The sequence below is a fragment of the Pseudomonas oryzagri genome, assembly GCF_020831405.1.
Lineage (GTDB): Bacteria > Pseudomonadota > Gammaproteobacteria > Pseudomonadales > Pseudomonadaceae > Geopseudomonas > Geopseudomonas oryzagri.
Map to the genome: position 1 here is coordinate 37487 of NZ_JAJHPU010000042.1, position 15658 is coordinate 53144.

The 15658-nt window shown below is 63.3% G+C and carries 14 protein-coding genes; 8 read left to right on the forward strand and 6 right to left on the reverse strand.

Translation table 11 applies throughout. The annotated features are described in order from the left end of the window. Window positions 1–12 precede the first annotated feature (12 nt). The 3 genes from LMJ29_RS15235 to LMJ29_RS15245 form a co-directional block, all read right to left on the reverse strand. Window positions 13–972 (reverse strand): phosphoribosyltransferase-like protein, encoded by a 960-nt coding sequence (locus LMJ29_RS15235; RefSeq protein ID WP_229606373.1) that lies wholly within the window; start codon window positions 970–972, stop codon window positions 13–15. A gap of 6 nt (window positions 973–978) precedes the next feature. Next, the gene (locus LMJ29_RS15240; protein ID WP_229606374.1) at window positions 979–2346 is read right to left on the reverse strand and encodes a TRM11 family methyltransferase; all 1368 of its coding nucleotides are present in this window, start codon (window positions 2344–2346) and stop codon (window positions 979–981) included. 331 nt (window positions 2347–2677) lie between these two features. Beyond that, the gene (locus tag LMJ29_RS15245) at window positions 2678–4531 is read right to left on the reverse strand and encodes a DUF262 domain-containing protein (protein ID WP_229606375.1); all 1854 of its coding nucleotides are present in this window, start codon (window positions 4529–4531) and stop codon (window positions 2678–2680) included. 482 nt (window positions 4532–5013) lie between these two features. Here LMJ29_RS15245 and LMJ29_RS15250 point away from each other — a divergent pair, with 482 nt between their 5' ends. From LMJ29_RS15250 to LMJ29_RS15275, 6 genes are all read left to right on the forward strand, one after another. Continuing rightward, on the forward strand, window positions 5014–5172 hold the full coding sequence (locus LMJ29_RS15250; protein WP_229606376.1) for a DUF3309 family protein: 159 nt from the start codon (window positions 5014–5016) through the stop codon (window positions 5170–5172). A gap of 302 nt (window positions 5173–5474) precedes the next feature. After that, complete coding sequence (locus LMJ29_RS15255) at window positions 5475–5621, forward strand: lmo0937 family membrane protein (protein WP_229606377.1); 147 nt, start codon at window positions 5475–5477, stop codon at window positions 5619–5621. 103 nt (window positions 5622–5724) lie between these two features. Continuing rightward, window positions 5725–6285, forward strand: coding sequence for a lipid-binding SYLF domain-containing protein (locus LMJ29_RS15260; protein WP_229606378.1), 561 nt, complete (start codon window positions 5725–5727; stop codon window positions 6283–6285). 208 nt (window positions 6286–6493) lie between these two features. Further along, window positions 6494–7759, forward strand: a complete 1266-nt coding sequence (locus LMJ29_RS15265; protein WP_229606379.1) for an AI-2E family transporter — start codon at window positions 6494–6496, stop codon at window positions 7757–7759. A gap of 218 nt (window positions 7760–7977) precedes the next feature. Next, window positions 7978–8271, forward strand: a complete 294-nt coding sequence (locus LMJ29_RS15270) for a hypothetical protein (RefSeq protein WP_229606380.1) — start codon at window positions 7978–7980, stop codon at window positions 8269–8271. 359 nt (window positions 8272–8630) lie between these two features. Beyond that, window positions 8631–8972 (forward strand): DUF2790 domain-containing protein, encoded by a 342-nt coding sequence (locus tag LMJ29_RS15275; RefSeq protein ID WP_229606381.1) that lies wholly within the window; start codon window positions 8631–8633, stop codon window positions 8970–8972. 305 nt (window positions 8973–9277) lie between these two features. Here the strand turns inward: LMJ29_RS15275 and LMJ29_RS15280 are convergent, their stop codons facing one another. Next, complete coding sequence (locus LMJ29_RS15280; protein WP_229606382.1) at window positions 9278–10147, reverse strand: LysR family transcriptional regulator; 870 nt, start codon at window positions 10145–10147, stop codon at window positions 9278–9280. An 87-nt stretch (window positions 10148–10234) separates the two neighbouring features. On the opposite strand from LMJ29_RS15280, the gene LMJ29_RS15285 reads away from it, so the two are divergent. Together LMJ29_RS15285 and LMJ29_RS15290 are read left to right on the forward strand one after the other, a co-directional pair. Beyond that, a complete protein-coding gene (locus tag LMJ29_RS15285; RefSeq protein ID WP_229606383.1) occupies window positions 10235–11185 on the forward strand; it encodes a DMT family transporter in 951 nt (316 codons plus the stop codon). Window positions 11186–11359: 174 nt separating this feature from the next. Further along, entirely contained in the window at window positions 11360–12883 is a 1524-nt protein-coding gene (locus LMJ29_RS15290; protein ID WP_229606384.1) for a hypothetical protein, read from the forward strand. A gap of 126 nt (window positions 12884–13009) precedes the next feature. On the opposite strand, the gene LMJ29_RS15295 is transcribed toward LMJ29_RS15290, so the two are convergent. After that, complete coding sequence (locus LMJ29_RS15295; protein WP_229606385.1) at window positions 13010–14611, reverse strand: FadD3 family acyl-CoA ligase; 1602 nt, start codon at window positions 14609–14611, stop codon at window positions 13010–13012. A 16-nt stretch (window positions 14612–14627) separates the two neighbouring features. After that, window positions 14628–15656 carry a ferredoxin--NADP reductase gene (locus LMJ29_RS15300; RefSeq protein WP_229606386.1) on the reverse strand — a complete coding sequence of 343 codons (1029 nt, stop codon included), beginning with the start codon at window positions 15654–15656 and terminating at the stop codon, window positions 14628–14630. Window positions 15657–15658 lie beyond the last annotated feature (2 nt).

The window sequence follows — 15658 nt, forward strand, 5'->3', positions numbered from 1 at the left end:
AATAAACGCTCTCTAATACATTTTTTGGTATCGAACGAATACCGGCGACCAAGATGGATTAACCCCATCGTACCAGAAAATTGGCAACGTATTGTCAGGGGTATTATGAGAAAACCCAAGCAGCAATTGGCCGTTTTTATATCCTAATCCATGCGGAAACCAGAGCTTGTTGCCATAATGAGTGGCGACCCTCTCCATTTCCACTTTGTCGAACCAAGGCGGCGGATAAGAAAAATACCTAGAATTTATATTAAAAGCTTCAAATGTATCATCCAACTCGAAAAGGCTCATAGCCTTGCCATCAAATAACGATGGATGATTTAATTTTTCCAGCCCCTTGGCAGTCGCGAAAAGGGACATAAATCTAATATCTAGCCCACTGTTAATGCTGCGGATTTTTCTTAGCTGACGGGTTAAATACTGACTCGCTTGAGTTCCAGATCCAACTAGATCGTCAAAAAACACAAACCGGTGGACGCCAGGCTCTCTTGGAGCATAGCCGACCGTAATCCCCGGCTTTCCTCGCACACTGCGCGCCTCAAATGCGGACGAAAAATCAACAAATAAGTCTTTTCTCAGATAATTCACTTGCCGAAAAAAATACAATAGGTGAGCACCGCTTTCGGATGGATTGCCAACACCTAAGAATCTCGTGGCACTCAGCTCGTGTAAAAACTGACGCTGGAGAAAGTCGCCATCCCTCGTGCCCTTGAAATTCCTTCTTATCCTCTGAATCATTGGAGCTTTAAAATGATCTCGATAGAGTGAGCGCAACATCTCCCGAACCATTCGCCGGCTAAAGTACATAAATCGAGTAAGGGCAAAGAGCGCGTACTTACGCTCTAAATCTTTAGTTAGAACCTCTCCTGCAAAGTTATCCAGCCAAGCCTCTATATGTGGCCAACGGACCTCTTCGTCCCAAGCATGCTGCGTGAGAGTTGCAATCTTATCTTCCAAAAGATCTATTGCCATATCCACCTACTTCTTAAAAACGAGCACTGCCTCCCTAGAGATAACAGATGCCGTCTGATTCCTTTTAGTCATAAGTCCTCTTGATTTTATGTGATCAATAAGACTTAACTCTAACTTCATTCCGTGAGCAAGACACGCATCAATCAAGAATTCATCGTTACACAAAACCTCACCACATACCGTGTTGTTTCCTACCACAAAAACAATATGACCATCCGCTGACAGAGTATTATGCATTTCCACTACGGCATTCTGCATATCGAGAAGATATTGCCTTGTTATCCTTTCCCTTAGAGGATTAACACTTCGGATCTTACTCAGTATGGATTCGTAACGCCCGCCTAGCTCGTAGCTATTACCGCTCTTTTCCCTCCACTGGGGCAGATGCTCGCGTCCAATGGATCGCCCCTCAAGCATCGATAGATCGCTAGGCTTCGCCAAGCCAAGCCAGTTCAGGGAAAGACTTGAGGCTCTGACGTACTTTTGGGCGCTACCGTATGGAGGAGAAGTCAGTATCAAAGAAGGCTTTAACTTGCACAACAAGTTATCGGAAAGATTTCTAACATCATCTCCGACCTGAATGGCTTGTTTGCGACCCGGAAAGAAACTATTTGCTTCGGCTACTCTTTGGATGTTTTGCTCGCAGGTTGACACAAACTCATTCACCACGTTCAATGACTCAATCCAATCGAGACGGCTCTGCACTCGAGCGTTCGCCTCTTTGCTTAGACTCTCTTTCTGCTTGAGCCTAACTGGAACACTAACAGCCGGATCAGAGTAACTGACCTTTTTTGCAACAACGGAAAAGGCTAATCTAAAAAAATCCTTTTGATCCAGATTGTCTATCTCCGAGATAGCGCGAGCAATTACATCGAGTTTTTCTTTGTGCTCTTTTTTATACCAAATCTGCGGATTTATAATATCGACTTCTGGCGCTTTTCTATAGCGCCTGCACTTTAATGCAAGGAGTTTTAGCTCTTTTCGCAACCCATCAACATCATAGGGATGAGTTTTAACTTTTGTCAAAAGCAGCGCAAATGGGTTTGCGTCTGCCACAAGTGGGACAAGGCCTGCCAATGAAGCTTCAAGCGCTACTGTCCCCGACCCACAGAAAGGATCTAAGACAATACCACTATCCCCTCTTGCAGCCTTGGCTCGAATAAAGAAGTTTGCTATATGCGGGAGCAATTTGGCCGGATATGGATGTAGTTGGTGCGTAAATTGGTCACCTAAAGTCACCCACTTAACCAACTGGCGAAAGCTAACCTCCACAGGCTCGCCAGATCGTCTGAACTGTGCTTTGAGCTCGCTATATAGAAGAGAAGTGTCAATGCCATTTACGGACCGGGGAGCTACTACATCAGGAAGCGACATTGAGGACGAATTTTTCGTTTGGTTTGGCATCGATTTAGTACGTCTTTTTCCCGGTCAATATCAACTGAAACCCAAATCAGCTAGGTCGTGAGTTTACCTGTCCATAGACTTTATTGCACTCAAATGCCCTCTCGTCTTCGAGGGCCAAGGCTCTCGTTCCCTTGCCAGGGAGAGGAGCAAGACCGGAAGCATAGAACGGTGGCTCGAAGCTACTGAGCCCCATCCTCCTAGAAAAGCTACAGTCGCCGGCCGCATTTTGAGGAACCCCGTCAACATGGTCGCTTTGCGGTTGGCCCTGCACTGACGGGGCCAAGCGATCAGCCTTACCTACTCACGCTTCCCCCACCGGATACCGCCAAACCCCACAAGCCACCTCCGCCAACACTTCCCCCCTGGCCAGAATCTCCCGCTCCGCCCAGTCCTCCACCGCATGCAGCTCCCGGCTCAGCCCCGGCTGGCTGCACTTGAGCAGCTCCGCCTTCTTCACTTCCCACGGCGAGCGCGACAGCGCCGGGTTGAGGCTGCCGGCGATCAGGGTCAGGTTGCCCAGGGTGTGCTTGAGGCGGTCGCGTTGTTCGATGAAGGCCTGCTTGCCTTGCGGGTTCTTGTGCAGGGCTTTGGGCACCGGCCAGTGGTCGTCCCACTTCTGCGGCAGGATGTGTTCGATGGCCAGCGGGCTGTCCGCCTCGCTTGCGGCATTGCCGAGGGCGGCGTCGAGGGCTTCCAGCACGGTACGCACCCGGTACTGCGGCCACCACTGGTACAGCGGTTGGTCGAGGATCGCGCGCTTGAGTTCGGCGTCGGTCGGGAAGCGCGCGCCCTCGCCTTCGCTGGCCAGCAGGAAATGCTCGACCGCGCGGGCGGTGATGCTGCCCTGGTTCTCCAGATGGCGGATCAGGTCGAGGAACAGGCGGCTGTAGTTCTTGCTGGTCAGCCCGCAGATCATGCGGCGGAACAGGAACGACTCCAGCACGTCGAGGATCGCCTCGAACTCGTCCTCCTGCTGCGGGCGCAGGTGCTGGCTGCACAGCAGCAGCAGCAGCGGGTGGAGGGTCGAGGTGTCGACCGCTTCCAGGCGCTTGAGAAAGCGCGCCAGGTGCGAGCCCGGCGCCGGGCTGGCGAATTCGCGGAAGTGCTCGGCGTACTCGGCGAGCAGCGCCAGGTGTTCGCGCGCGCTGGTGGCCTCGCCGATCAGGCACGAGCGCCAATCATCGGTGTACTGCACGTACTGCTTGTATTCCTCGAACAGGTGTACGAAGCGGATGTCGTGGCGCATGGCCAGGGTCAGGAAATGGCGGATGAAGATATCGATGCGCGGCCGGCTGTCGCGGCCCTGGCGGGTTTCCTCGCGCCAGAACTCGCCGTCGAACTGCGCCCAGTAGGTGCGGTACAGCAGGTCGATGTCGTCGCCCTCGTCCTGGGCGCGGCGGAACAGCAGGTTCTTGATCAGGTCGGCCGGCAGCAGCTGGGTGCCGCGGGCGTTGAGGGTTTCGAAGATCACCTGAGCCTCGTCGTGCTCGCCCAGTTCGATCACCACCAGCTGCAGGCCCTTCTGCGCCACCGCCCAGAGCGCCTCGAGGCGGTTCTCCCGCTCCCGGTAGCCGCGCTCCGCGAGCGGTTGCGCCAGCCAGTCGGCGAACTGTTCGTGGAAATACAGGTAGGCGCCGAGGATGCCCTGCTCCGGGTCGACGGCCTCGCCCTCCTCCTCAAGCTGCGCCAGCAGCGCGTCGGGGCTGCCGGCCTCGTGTACCCGGGCATAGGCCTGGCGGTCGAAGTTGGTCGGCAGCAGCTTGCGGATGTCCTCCGCCTTGTCGACCAGCGCGGCGCGGTTGGAAACCAGCGAGTCGAAGCGCTCGCAGTAACGCTCGCTGCCCTGGCTGCGGCACAGGTCGCGCAGGGCGATCAGCAGCAGCTGCAGGGTGGTGAAGCGTTGCTGGCCGTCGATGACCTGGCGGCGCTGCACCCAGCCGGTGGCGTCGTACACCTGTTCGAGCACCACCGCGCCGAGGAAGTGCGGGCGCAGCCGCTGGCCGGCCAGCGCCAGGCCGAGCAGGCGCTCCAGGTCATCCCACAGCGGCTGCCAGTTGTCCTCGCGCCGCCACACGTAGGGGCGCTGGAACAGTGGGATCTGGTAGGACACGGTGGGCTCGAAAATGCGCATCAGGGGACGGCTGTTGGCTTCCATGAACAGGTTCCTGCAGAAGATTTCGGGAAGTGCGGTTCGGCTCCGGACGGCCCCGAGCCAAGGTTCGGCAAACATCGGACGTGCGAGCAAAGCAGTGGAGCGAAGCCTGTGGCGCCTTCGACCACCCACCGGCACCCGTGCAGCTCCAGTACCACCGGCATCCACAGCCGGCTGGTTCGGATCATACATATCCTTCCATGACGTGCATTACGCGTGCCACCGCAACGTGGCACGCGGGCACCGGTCGCCCTCGTGCCTCCGCGAACCCTGGCGGGCCGTTCGTGCGCGGGCGCGTCTGGGCGCCCCCGCTGAATTGTGAAGCCATGCGAAAGCCGCATCCTGCGCGCGATCCCGGCGCCTTGTGTGTGCTGACGAACAGAGCCGGCCGGGAGATATGTCCATTCTGTAGCCGTGCCGCCAGCCGAGCGCGACCGTCCCCCGCTGCGGCGCACCTGTCCCTGACGACTCCGTGGAGAAATGCCATGAGCCTGGGTACCGTCCTGATAATCCTCCTGATCCTGATGCTGCTCGGCGTCCTGCCGACCTGGCCGCACAGCCGCTCCTGGGGCTACTACCCCGTGGGTGGCGTGGGGCTGGTGCTGCTCATCGTCATCATCCTGGTGGTGATGGGCACCATATAGCGCTCGCCTGTCACGCGGTCGCCTCCCGACCTCGGCGCAAGGCGATGCAGGAGGTTCCCGGACTCTCGAGCGGCAGGGGTGCCTGTTCGCGAGGCGGCCGCCCTGCACCTTGAAAAGCTGGCATCCGGGAGGCGACCGCGTGGCGACGAGGCCGGCCGGTTGGCCCGTTCGGCGCAGCAAGGAAGGGTGCGGGCGCCGCCATCGGCCGCGCTTATGTTTGCTACCGAACAGACCCTGACTGGCGGCTACGTTAAATCTGGGGACAGGCAGATGACTGCCTGACGATCATCGGAGGTACAAACATGCTCATGACGATCGCGATTATCTTGCTTGTCCTGTGGCTGCTGGGCCTGGTTTCGACCTACACCATGGGCGGCTTCATCCACATCTTGCTGGTAGTGGCCATCGTGATGGTCCTGGTCCAGTTCATCCAAGGCCGCCGGCCGTGATGCGGGCAGCTGCTCTTTAGCAGGTTGCTGCCTTGCTCGTTGCATGTGCGGGCTGCTACCGCAGCTCGTTACATGCGGACCATCTCTCTATCGGAGAATGAAAATGACCCAGTCACTGCGACTCTTTCTCGCGATCATCTTCGCGACGGTAGCACTGGCGTCAGCAAGTTTGCTGAACAGTGCCAGCGCTGCAACTTCCGACGAACTGGATGCCGATGCCCGCCAGGCGTTGCAAATCCTCTACAAGACCAACCCCTCTGCCCAAACCCTGTCGAAAAGCGCCAAGGCAATCATCGTATTCCCGAAAATGGTCAAGGCTGGCCTGGTATTCGGGGGGGCCTATGGTGAGGGCGTGATGTTCCATGGCGACAAGGTGCACAGTTACTACAACTCCGTGACCGGCTCCTGGGGTCTGCAGGCGGGCGCCCAATCCTACGCCTACGCCTTGTTCCTGATGACCGACAAGGCCGTGGACTACGTGCACAAGACCAAGGGTTGGGAGCTCGGCGTAGGCCCCACCGTGGTCGTGGTGGACGAAGGGGTCTCCAAGAACCTGTCGACCACCTCGGCCAAGGACGACGCCTATGCCTACGTGTTCGACCAGCAGGGATTGATGGCCGGTGTCAGCATCGAGGGCACCAAGATTTCCCTGATCAATCGCTGAAAAACAGCCCGGGGCCGCTCAACCCTGGAAGCCTTGAGCGTCCCGGCTGGGGAATATCGAGCTGCAGCCCCCATCCCCTGGCTGTCGGGTGCGGTGGGGGCACGGCGAGCGGCATATGCCACTGGCCGTTCTTGAGGTCTCGGCCCGGCATCGGAGGGGATGCCCCGGTCGATGCCCCGAATGGCCCCGCAGCAATGGAGGCGACCCCGTGTCAACTCGCGGAACCGATGAGCGTCCTCCAGAGGATGACCGGCGCCGAGCGATTCGCATCGAGTTTTCGCCCCGCACGCTCATTGTTCTGATCGTGACCATCTTCGGCCTGTGGCTGCTGATCCGCGCCATGCCCGTCGTGCTGGTGCTGGTGGCGGCCCTGAGCATCGTCGGCACCGTGAGCCCGTCGGTGCGCTGGCTGGAAGCACGCGGCCTGCCCCGGAACCTGGGCATCGCCATCGTGTTCGCCGGGCTGATGGTGGCTGCCGTGCTGTTCATCACCCTGACGATTCCCGCCGTGATCGAACAGACGACCAATCTGCTCGATGAGGCGCCTCTGCTGCGCGCGCGCCTGGCGGACTGGCTGGAGGACCTCCAGCTGAGCATCCCCTTGGCGGACAGGGTCCGCGCCCTGCGTGTCTCCGACGTGGCGAGGCTGGGTGTCTCCAATGCGCTGGAGCTGGCCAGCGATGCCGTGGCGGTCCTGGCGTATATCCTGAGCTCGGTATTCCTCGCCCTGTACATCATGCTCGACCGGGATCGCGTGCGCGGCGGTCTGTTTCTGCTGGTCCCCATGTCCCACCACGTGCGGTTGTCACGGATCATGCTCGGCCTGGAGACCATCGTCGGCGGTTACATCCGCGGGCAGGTGATCGTCTCGTGCTGCATGGCCCTCTTCGTGTTCCTGCTGTTGACCGCCTGCGGGGTTCCCAACGCGGTGGCCCTCGCCCTGTTTGCCGGCATTGCCGACGTGCTGCCCTACATCGGCAGCATCCTGTCGATGATCGCGGTAGTGGCGGCAGCGGCCACCCAGGGCATCGAGGTCATGATGCTGGTGCTGGTGCTGACGCTCGCTTACGAGCAATTCGAGGGCCATGTCCTCGTTCCCCAGGTGTACGGGCGGGCGCTGCGTCTGCCGCCGTCGGTGATCTTCTTCTCGATTCTGGCGGGGGCGGTGCTGTCGGGCATCCTCGGCGCACTGCTTTCCCTCCCCCTCGCGGCGACGCTGCTGATGCTCGTCCAGGAACTGCGAGTCGAGTTGCCGGGCAAGCAGGAGATGCTCTCGGATGTGAAGGCCAAGATTCTCGACAAGCGCAGCGAGGCGGAGTACGAGCGCCGGGCCGAAGGCAAGCCCGCCGAGCAGGCCGCTGCCATCGCCGTGGAAATCGCCGCCGAACAGCAAAGCAAGGAAAGCGGCGCCGCTGCGAAGCCGCCTCCGCCTACGCCGCCCCCTGCCGATACCGATGCCGATCCGAAGAGTTGATCGCCCCTGCTGGCCCCGGCGGGACGGTTGTGCGGGAAATGGATGGCGGAAGTGCGAGCTCGCGCGCCGGGCGTGGTCTAACGAGCAATGCCCGCCAGGGTTTCAGCTGCAGGGAAACGCTGTTGCAGCCAGGGAGACGGCATGTCCAACCATGAGGTGCGCCGGGCCCGGCCCCGATGCTCGTCCGATCGCGCACCCTGTGCGCAGGAGATCCATAGATGGCGACTTACGTTACCCACTACATGGTCGACGGGCATCTCGCCTGCGGCCGCCAGAGCGGCACGCTCCTCTCCACCACGGAAACCGGACGAGTGAAATGCCGCAACTGCCGCGACACCGAGGCATTCAAGGAGGCTCGCCGAACCGAGCGCAACGCCGCGCGCCGAGCACGGACAGCCGGCAAGGGCGCTCACGGCGGCTACCAGTGGCGCGCCGCCTGGCTGCAGAGACTCACCGAGATGCCCGGACTCCAGCGACTGCCGCGTGGATTCAAGGGGCAACCCTACGTTTAGTGACCTGTCTGGTTGGTTCGGTTAATCAGCTTCAGTCAGTCAATTTCGGCGCCCATGGGCCGAAACGGCGTCGTCTCTTCTCGCCATAACCCGCTATGGCGAGGAGCGGCGCCTGGTTTGGGAACGTGCTCAGCCCAACTCGAGTTGACAGCCCCACCGCTCAGGCAATTAGCGATATGGCCCGGCAAGGCGCGCCGGAAGCGGACGAATGGCGGCGGCTAGGAAAGCAGGGCCAGTTCAGCCTGCTACCGTTACGATTGACGGAACTTATGTGGGGTTATCCAACGCTTGTAGCAAAGCCATTGCCCTGCATCGAACAGTCATGATGGAGCCCGAGAGTTTGTTCGAGGAAGCATCTCATGAACCTGCTGCATAGCCGTCCATTGCAACTGTGCTGTGCCCTCGCCGTGATTACAGCCGTGTCCGTTGCGTCCCTGGCCATCGCCGAAACCGAACCCGCGCCCCCACCCCCGATGGTTGTGGTTCATGGGGTCAAGGACGTGCAGACGCCGGAGTTCAAGCAGTATCAGTACGGAATGCCGTTGGACATCTCCAAGGTGATCAAGGTCGAGTACTTCCTTCCCGAAAAGGCAAAGACCTTCTGCGGAGTCGTTCCCGCGGCGCTGACCTACGAGGACTCCAAGGGCGAGAAGCACGGACTTGTCTACCTGTACCCGGAGACTTCCGGCTGCACCAACTGATAGTCCGTACACAGATTGCATGGCCTGCTCCGGGTCGTCTCTCACCCTGAAAGACTGCAACTGAGCGGTGTGAGCAGTGAAAGCAAAGCAACGACCGGTGCCGCCGCGGCCGCATGGATCGTTGGCGTGTGAGTCAGGCAACTGCCACCCGCAACGCTCACTTCGCCACCTGGTTCGACGCATTCACTGGCAGCGCGTCGAAGAAGCACATCAGGAGTGGGACCTTGTAGTTGGCCATGCGCTGGTGCGATCGGGCACTCGACTCGAGTTCGCCGCTCCCCGACCGGGAGCGAGCGGCCTTGGGCTCAGGCCTGCCCCGCCAGCCTGAGCGTCTTGATCAGCAGGCTGTAGAGGCTGTCCACGGCCGGCGAGCCTTGCGAGGCCCGGCTCCGGTACACCGCCACTTCCATGGGCTCCAGCGGCCCGAGGCCGTGCTCGCTGCCGAGGATCTGCAGGTGTTCGGGGACGCTGCACTGGGTCGCCACCGCCACCGCCAGGCCGCTTTCCACCGCGGCGATCTGTCCAGCCAGGCTGGAGCTATTGTAGACCACCTTGTAGCGGCGCCCCTGCAGGGCCAGCGCGTTGATGGCGCTGCGCCGCGCCATGCTGGTGTCCTCGTAGACGGCAATCGGCAGCGGATCGCGCCGCCATAACTCGAACTGCGCCGAGCCGACCCACACCAGCGGTTCGTGGAACAGCAGGGTGCCGCGCCGCGGGTGGTCGCGGGAAACCAGCGCCAGGTCCAGATCGCCGCGCGTCACACGCGGAATCAGCGAGGTCGACTGCTCGCAGTCCAGCTCGATCTCCACTGCGCCGTGGCGCGGGGCAAAGCGCTTGAGCACCGGGGTCAGGTACTTGGCGGCATAGTCGTCGGGCACCCCGAGGCGCACGCGGCCGGTGAGTTCCTCGCCGTGGAAGGCGGCCTGGGCTTCGCCGTGCAGATCGAGCATGCGCCGCGCGTAGCCCAGCAGGGTCTGGCCGTCGGCGGTCAGCTCCAGATGGCGCGGGCCGCGCACCAAAAGCTGGCGGCCGAGGGCCGCTTCGAGCTTCTTGAGCTGCATGCTCACCGCCGACTGCGAGCGATGCACCTCGCCGGCCGCACTCGACAGCGAGCCGGCGTCGACCACGGCGACGAAGCATTTGAGCCAGTCCATCTGCAGATCGCGAGGGGTCATCGGCGGCGGCCATCCATTCGATAATCAAATACAAGCCAGATGGATTATGCGCTTTTCGTGCCGACGATCCAGCCGCACCATCGCGCCATGACTACGCATCAGCAGCTGCCGGCACCAACGACCGTCGATTCCGGCCTCGACAATTTCAATGGCAAGCGGACCCGACTGAGCGGGACGCTGCCCTTCGCCCTGGGCAGTCTGCTCCTCGGCACCATCGGCATCTTCGTCCAGGAAGCCGCCGCCGACCCGCTGACCACCACCTGGTTTCGCTGCGCCTTCGGCCTGCTCGGCCTGACGCTGTGGGCGATGCTGCGCGGGCAACTGGGCCTGCTGCGCCTGAGCAGGGCCACCGCCATCTCGGTGCTGGCCGCCGGCGCTCTGATGGTGCTGGGCTGGGTGCTGTTCTTCGCCGCCATCGAACGCACCTCCGCGGGGGTGGCGACCGTGCTGTTCCATGTCCAGCCGCTGTGGGTGCTGCTCCTGGGCGCCTGCTACCTGAAGGAACCGATTGCCAAGCGGCGCATCGCCTCGGTGCTGGTGGCCATGGTCGGCCTGCTGCTGGCGACCGGGATACTGGAGCAGCTCGCGCCATTCGGCGGCGACGCGGCCTTCCCGGCAGACTACTGGCTGGGCGTCGTTTTGTGCCTGGTCGGCGCCTTCTCCACGGCCTGCGTCACCGTGATCGCCCGACGCCTGCGGCACCTGCCGGCAGGCATCCTGGCCTGGTGGCAATGCGCGGTCGGCAGCCTGGCCCTGCTGGCCTGGCCGCTGAGCCAGGGTTGGCCGGAATGGGGCGCAGCGTGGGCGTGGCTATCGGGCCTGGGGCTGCTCCACACCGGGCTGGTCTACGCCCTGCTCTACGCCGGCATGGCGCGGCTGAGTACCGACCGCATCGCGGTACTCCAGTTCCTCTACCCGGCGGTGGCGCTGCTCATCGACTGGCTGTTCTACGGCCAGAGCCTGGGCAGCCTGCAACTGGCGGGCATCGCGATCATGGTGGTGGCCATCGGGGTGACCGAGCGGGGGCCGAGGCGATGACGGGGTAACCGCTTGGCGCCGAACTGCATGGTGATGTTGGCGGTGGAAATCACGAGCGGACTGCCTACCTCGTGATCACACCAGCAATGCCCCGTACTGCGAAGATGCAAAATGCCTTTACCATCGCGGCTGACAGGCCGCGACGCCCACGATGAGATGAAAAGGACTTCCATCTTGAAGAGACAACAGAAAAGTGCCTGGCTGCTCTTGGCGGGCATGTTCATGGCTTTCATGTGCGGCGACGCACTGGCGCAAACACCCGGCATCGACGAGCTGGTGGCGCGCGGGCAGTGGCGGGAGGCCGCGCTGGCGGCCTTCAGCAAGGCGGAAAACGCCGACCCCAAGGCCCTCGAGCTACCCCGTTCGCGAGCGCAGGTCGGTTTTGCAACTGAAGCCATCGAGGCAGCGATGCGCCTGGAGCCCACCTTCCGGGACTGGGCCTTTATCGAGATCGGCAGACAGGCTCCGGACATGGCGGCCGAGGAGCGGATGGCCCTGCTAAAGCGGGCTGAGGAGGCTGCCTGGCTTTCGGCCTCACCGCCCTTGGAGCTGCCGCTGATTAGTGCCCGCTACCTGCAGCTGGGCAACGAGACGGAGGCCCGGCGCGTCTATGAGCAGGCGTTGCAACTGGCCGACGCCAACCCCGGCGAGTATCGCAGGCTGGTCGAGACCTTCGATGAGAAGGAGGACCTGCCGATCAAGCCGTGGTTCACCGAACCGCTGGCCGAGCGCATCGGGAAAATGCCCGATGCCTTCCAGGCCGCATTCACCTACCGCGCCCTAAGCCAGTTGCAGCGACGCAGCGGCAACGCGCAAGCGGCCCGCGCGGCGCTGGTGCAGGGTTTTAAGGTAGCGCGGAGCATCGATTCGGGCATGCAGAACGTCGCCCTGCAGGCGCTCGGCGAAACCGCCATCGAAACAGGGGAACTCGACCTGGCCCGCAAGTTCGGCGACCCGGACAGGCTGGCACCCGCCTACGCCAAGCAGGCGGCCCGTACCGGCGACTACGCCAGGGCGATGCAGATGATCTCGGGGTTCAATGCCAACCTGTATGTCGACCATCGCACCAGCACGATATGGGCCATCACCATGGAGGCGATTGAACGCAAGGATCTGCCGACCGCGCGGCGCTTCTTGGCCGAAATGCCCGAATGGGACTGGCGCAGTCGGGCACGAGGTCTGACAGGAATCGGCCGGGTCGAACGGGAACGCGGCAACCTGCCGGAAGCACTGAAGACCTACGATGCGGCGCTGGCCCCATACCTGGGAGCGCCGCAACACGCCATTTCGGATTATGACATCGCCGCCCTCACCGATCTGGCCGAGGAGCTGCTGACGATGGGCGACACTGCGCGAGCCCATAAGGTGTCCGAGCGTCTGGATGGACTGATCGCGTCGATCCCACCGACGCGGCACAAGGAGATCATCCGCGCGGAAGCACTGGCAGCCGAGCTGTGCGGCAAACTGCACGACTTCCACTGTGCCAGCCTGCGCATTCTTTCCGCCTACGACACCCTCTTGCGAATGGAGGCTGCAGCCGCCATCGACAAGCGTGCAGGGATTCGCGTGAGGGACTCGGCAATGCAATGGACGGAGATCGGCAAGGCGCTGGGCAGCATCGGCCAATCGGCGACCGCGCTGTCCGCCTCCGCTGATGAAGCGGGCCCCGCGGAGGTAATGCAGGCTCCCCGCCTGTAGGGGCGAATTCATTCGCCTGACGGGGCCGCGCTGGCGAATGAATTCGCCCCTACAGGGATTGCTCGGGACGGTGACACGGCGATCACCACGAAAGGCCCGGGCCAGCCCACTGGCCCCGGTCAATCCTCACCCCACCGCCGCCCGCAACTCCCCCTTCACCACCTTGTTCGACGCATTCACCGGCAGCGCGTCAAAGAAGCGCACCAGGCGCGGCACCTTGTAGTTGGCCATGCGCTGCCGCGACCAGGCGATCAGGTCGGGTTCGTCGAGGGCGTGGCCGGGGCGCAGCACCACGCAGGCGCAGCCGACCTCGCCCATGCGCTCGTCGGGCACGCCGATCACCGCGACCTGGGCGATGGCCGGGTGTTCGAGCAGGCCGGCCTCGATCTCCGCCGGGTAGCAGTTGAAGCCGCCGACGATGAACATGTCCTTGAGGCGGTCGGTGATGCGCAGGTAGCCGCGCGCATCCAGCGTGCCGACGTCGCCGGTGTGCAGCCAGCCCTCAAGGTCGATGGTCTCGGCGGTGGCCTGCGGGTTCTCGAAGTAGCCCTGCATGACGTGGAAGCCGCGCAGGCACACCTCGCCCGCCTCGCCCGGCGGCAGCGGACGGTTGCCTTCGTCGACGATGCGCACCTCGGTGCCGGGCAGCGCGCGGCCGCAGGTGGTGGCCACGGTCTCGGCGTCGTCGGCCGGGTCGCAGATGGTCGCGAGGCCCCCGCACTCGGTCAGCCCGTAGGCGGTGGTGACCACCTCGAAGCCCAGTTCGCGGCGCATGCGCTCGACCAGCACCGGCGGGATGGTCGCCGCGCCGGTGACGGCGATGCGCAGGCTGGACAGGTCGCTTTCTGCCAGCTTGGGGTGGGCGAGCATCGACAGGTACAGGGTCGGCGGGCCGGGAAGCACGGTGATCTGGTCGCACTCGATGCGCTGGAACACCGCCTCGGCGTCGAACACCGGGTGCGGCAGGATGGTCGCGCCGCCGAGCAGGCAGGTCAGCCAGCCGGCCTTGTAGCCGAAGGCGTGGAAGAACGGGTTGACGATCAGGTAGCGGTCGCCGGGACGCAGGCCGATGACCTGCACGTATTCGGCGAAGGCGCGCACGTTCTGGCCGTGGGCGCTCATCACGCCCTTGGGCTTGCCGGTGGTGCCGGAGGTGAACAGCAGATCGGAGAGATCGTCCGGGCGCACGGTCAGGGCGCGCGCGCGGGCCTCGTCCATATCGACCGCCTCGCCGGCGGCGAGGAAGCCTTCCCAGCCGAGGTCGCCATGCGCCGAGGGCGCCTCGCAGGGCAGCACCACCACGCGCTCCAGGCAGTCCGGGCGGTGGGGTTCGAGCATCGCCGGATAGTCGACGCCGAGGAACTGGCCGACGCAGAACAGCAGGCGGGTGCCGCTGCGTTCGAGGATGTCGGCGGCCTCGTTGCCCTTCATGCGCGTGTTGATCGGCACCAGGGTGGCGCCGGCGCAGTGCAGGCCCAGCGCGGCGAGGATCCAGTCGTAGCGGTTCGGGCCCCACACGGCGACGCGGTCGCCGGGCTGGATGCCCTCGGCGATCAGCGCGCGGGTCACCGCGAGCACCCGCTCGGGCAGCTCGGCGTAGTCGATGCGCACCTCGCCGTCGGCCAGGGCGCAGATCCCGGCGTGGCGGCGCGCGGCAGCGAACACCAGGGCGGGAATGGTCGGCGGCACGCCCTCGGCGGCCGCGGTGGTCAGCGGAATATCGGTCATCTCGGCCTTCCGTGTCTCAATCGGGGAAGCGCACGCGCACGTGCGCGCTGGTGGCGACGGCCTGGCAGGCCAGCGTCCAGCCTTCGTTCAGCTCCTGCGCATCGAGCGCCTCGTTGCGCAGCAACTCGACTTCGCCCTGCTCCACCGTGCACATGCACGAGGCGCAGGCGCCGACCAGGCAGGAGTGCGGCGCGCGCACGCCAGCGCGGCGCATCGCGTCGAGCAGCGTCTCGCCAGGCGCGCAGTCGAGGGCATGCTCGGCGCCGTCGAGGCGCACCTCCAGGCGCGCGGCCACCGCCGCCTCGCTGACCACCGCCTCGCCCTGCTCGCCCTCGCCGGGCAGCGAGACGAAGCGCTCGACGTGGACCTTGGCATTGGGCACTTCGAGGCTGTGCAGCGCGGCCACCGCGGCGTCCATGAACGGGCCGGGGCCGCAGATGAAGGCTTCGCCGTGCTTGAACGGCCGCGCCAGTTCGGCGAGCTGCTCGACGGCGGGGATGCCCTGCACCGAGTCCAGCCAGTGGATCACCTGCAGACGGCGCGGGTAGGCGCTCGCCAGTGCCTTCAGCTCGTCGCGGAAGATCACCGAGGCCTCGTCGCGGTTGGCGTAGATCAGCAGCACGCGCCCCTGACCTGCGTGCAGCACCGAGCGGAGGATCGACAGCACCGGGGTGACTCCGCTGCCGCCGCCGAACAGCAGGAAGTCGCCGTCCAGGCTGCGCGGCACGAACACCCCGGCCGGGGCCATCACCTCGATGGCGTCGCCGGCCTTGGGCACGTCGCACAGCCAGTTGGAGGCGCGGCCGTCCCTGACGCGCTTGACGGTGACGCGCAGCGGCTCGTCCAGCAGCGGCGTACTGGACAGCGAGTAGCAGCGCGGCAGCCAGCTGCCCTCAAAGGGAATGCGCAGGGTGAGGAACTGCCCCGGCTTGTAGGTGAATTGGCCGGCCAACTCGGCCGGCACCTCGAACACCAGCGAGCGGGCGTCGGCGGTTTCCTCGATGACCTGCGCCACGCGCAGGGAGATGTATTGGGGACTGTTCATAG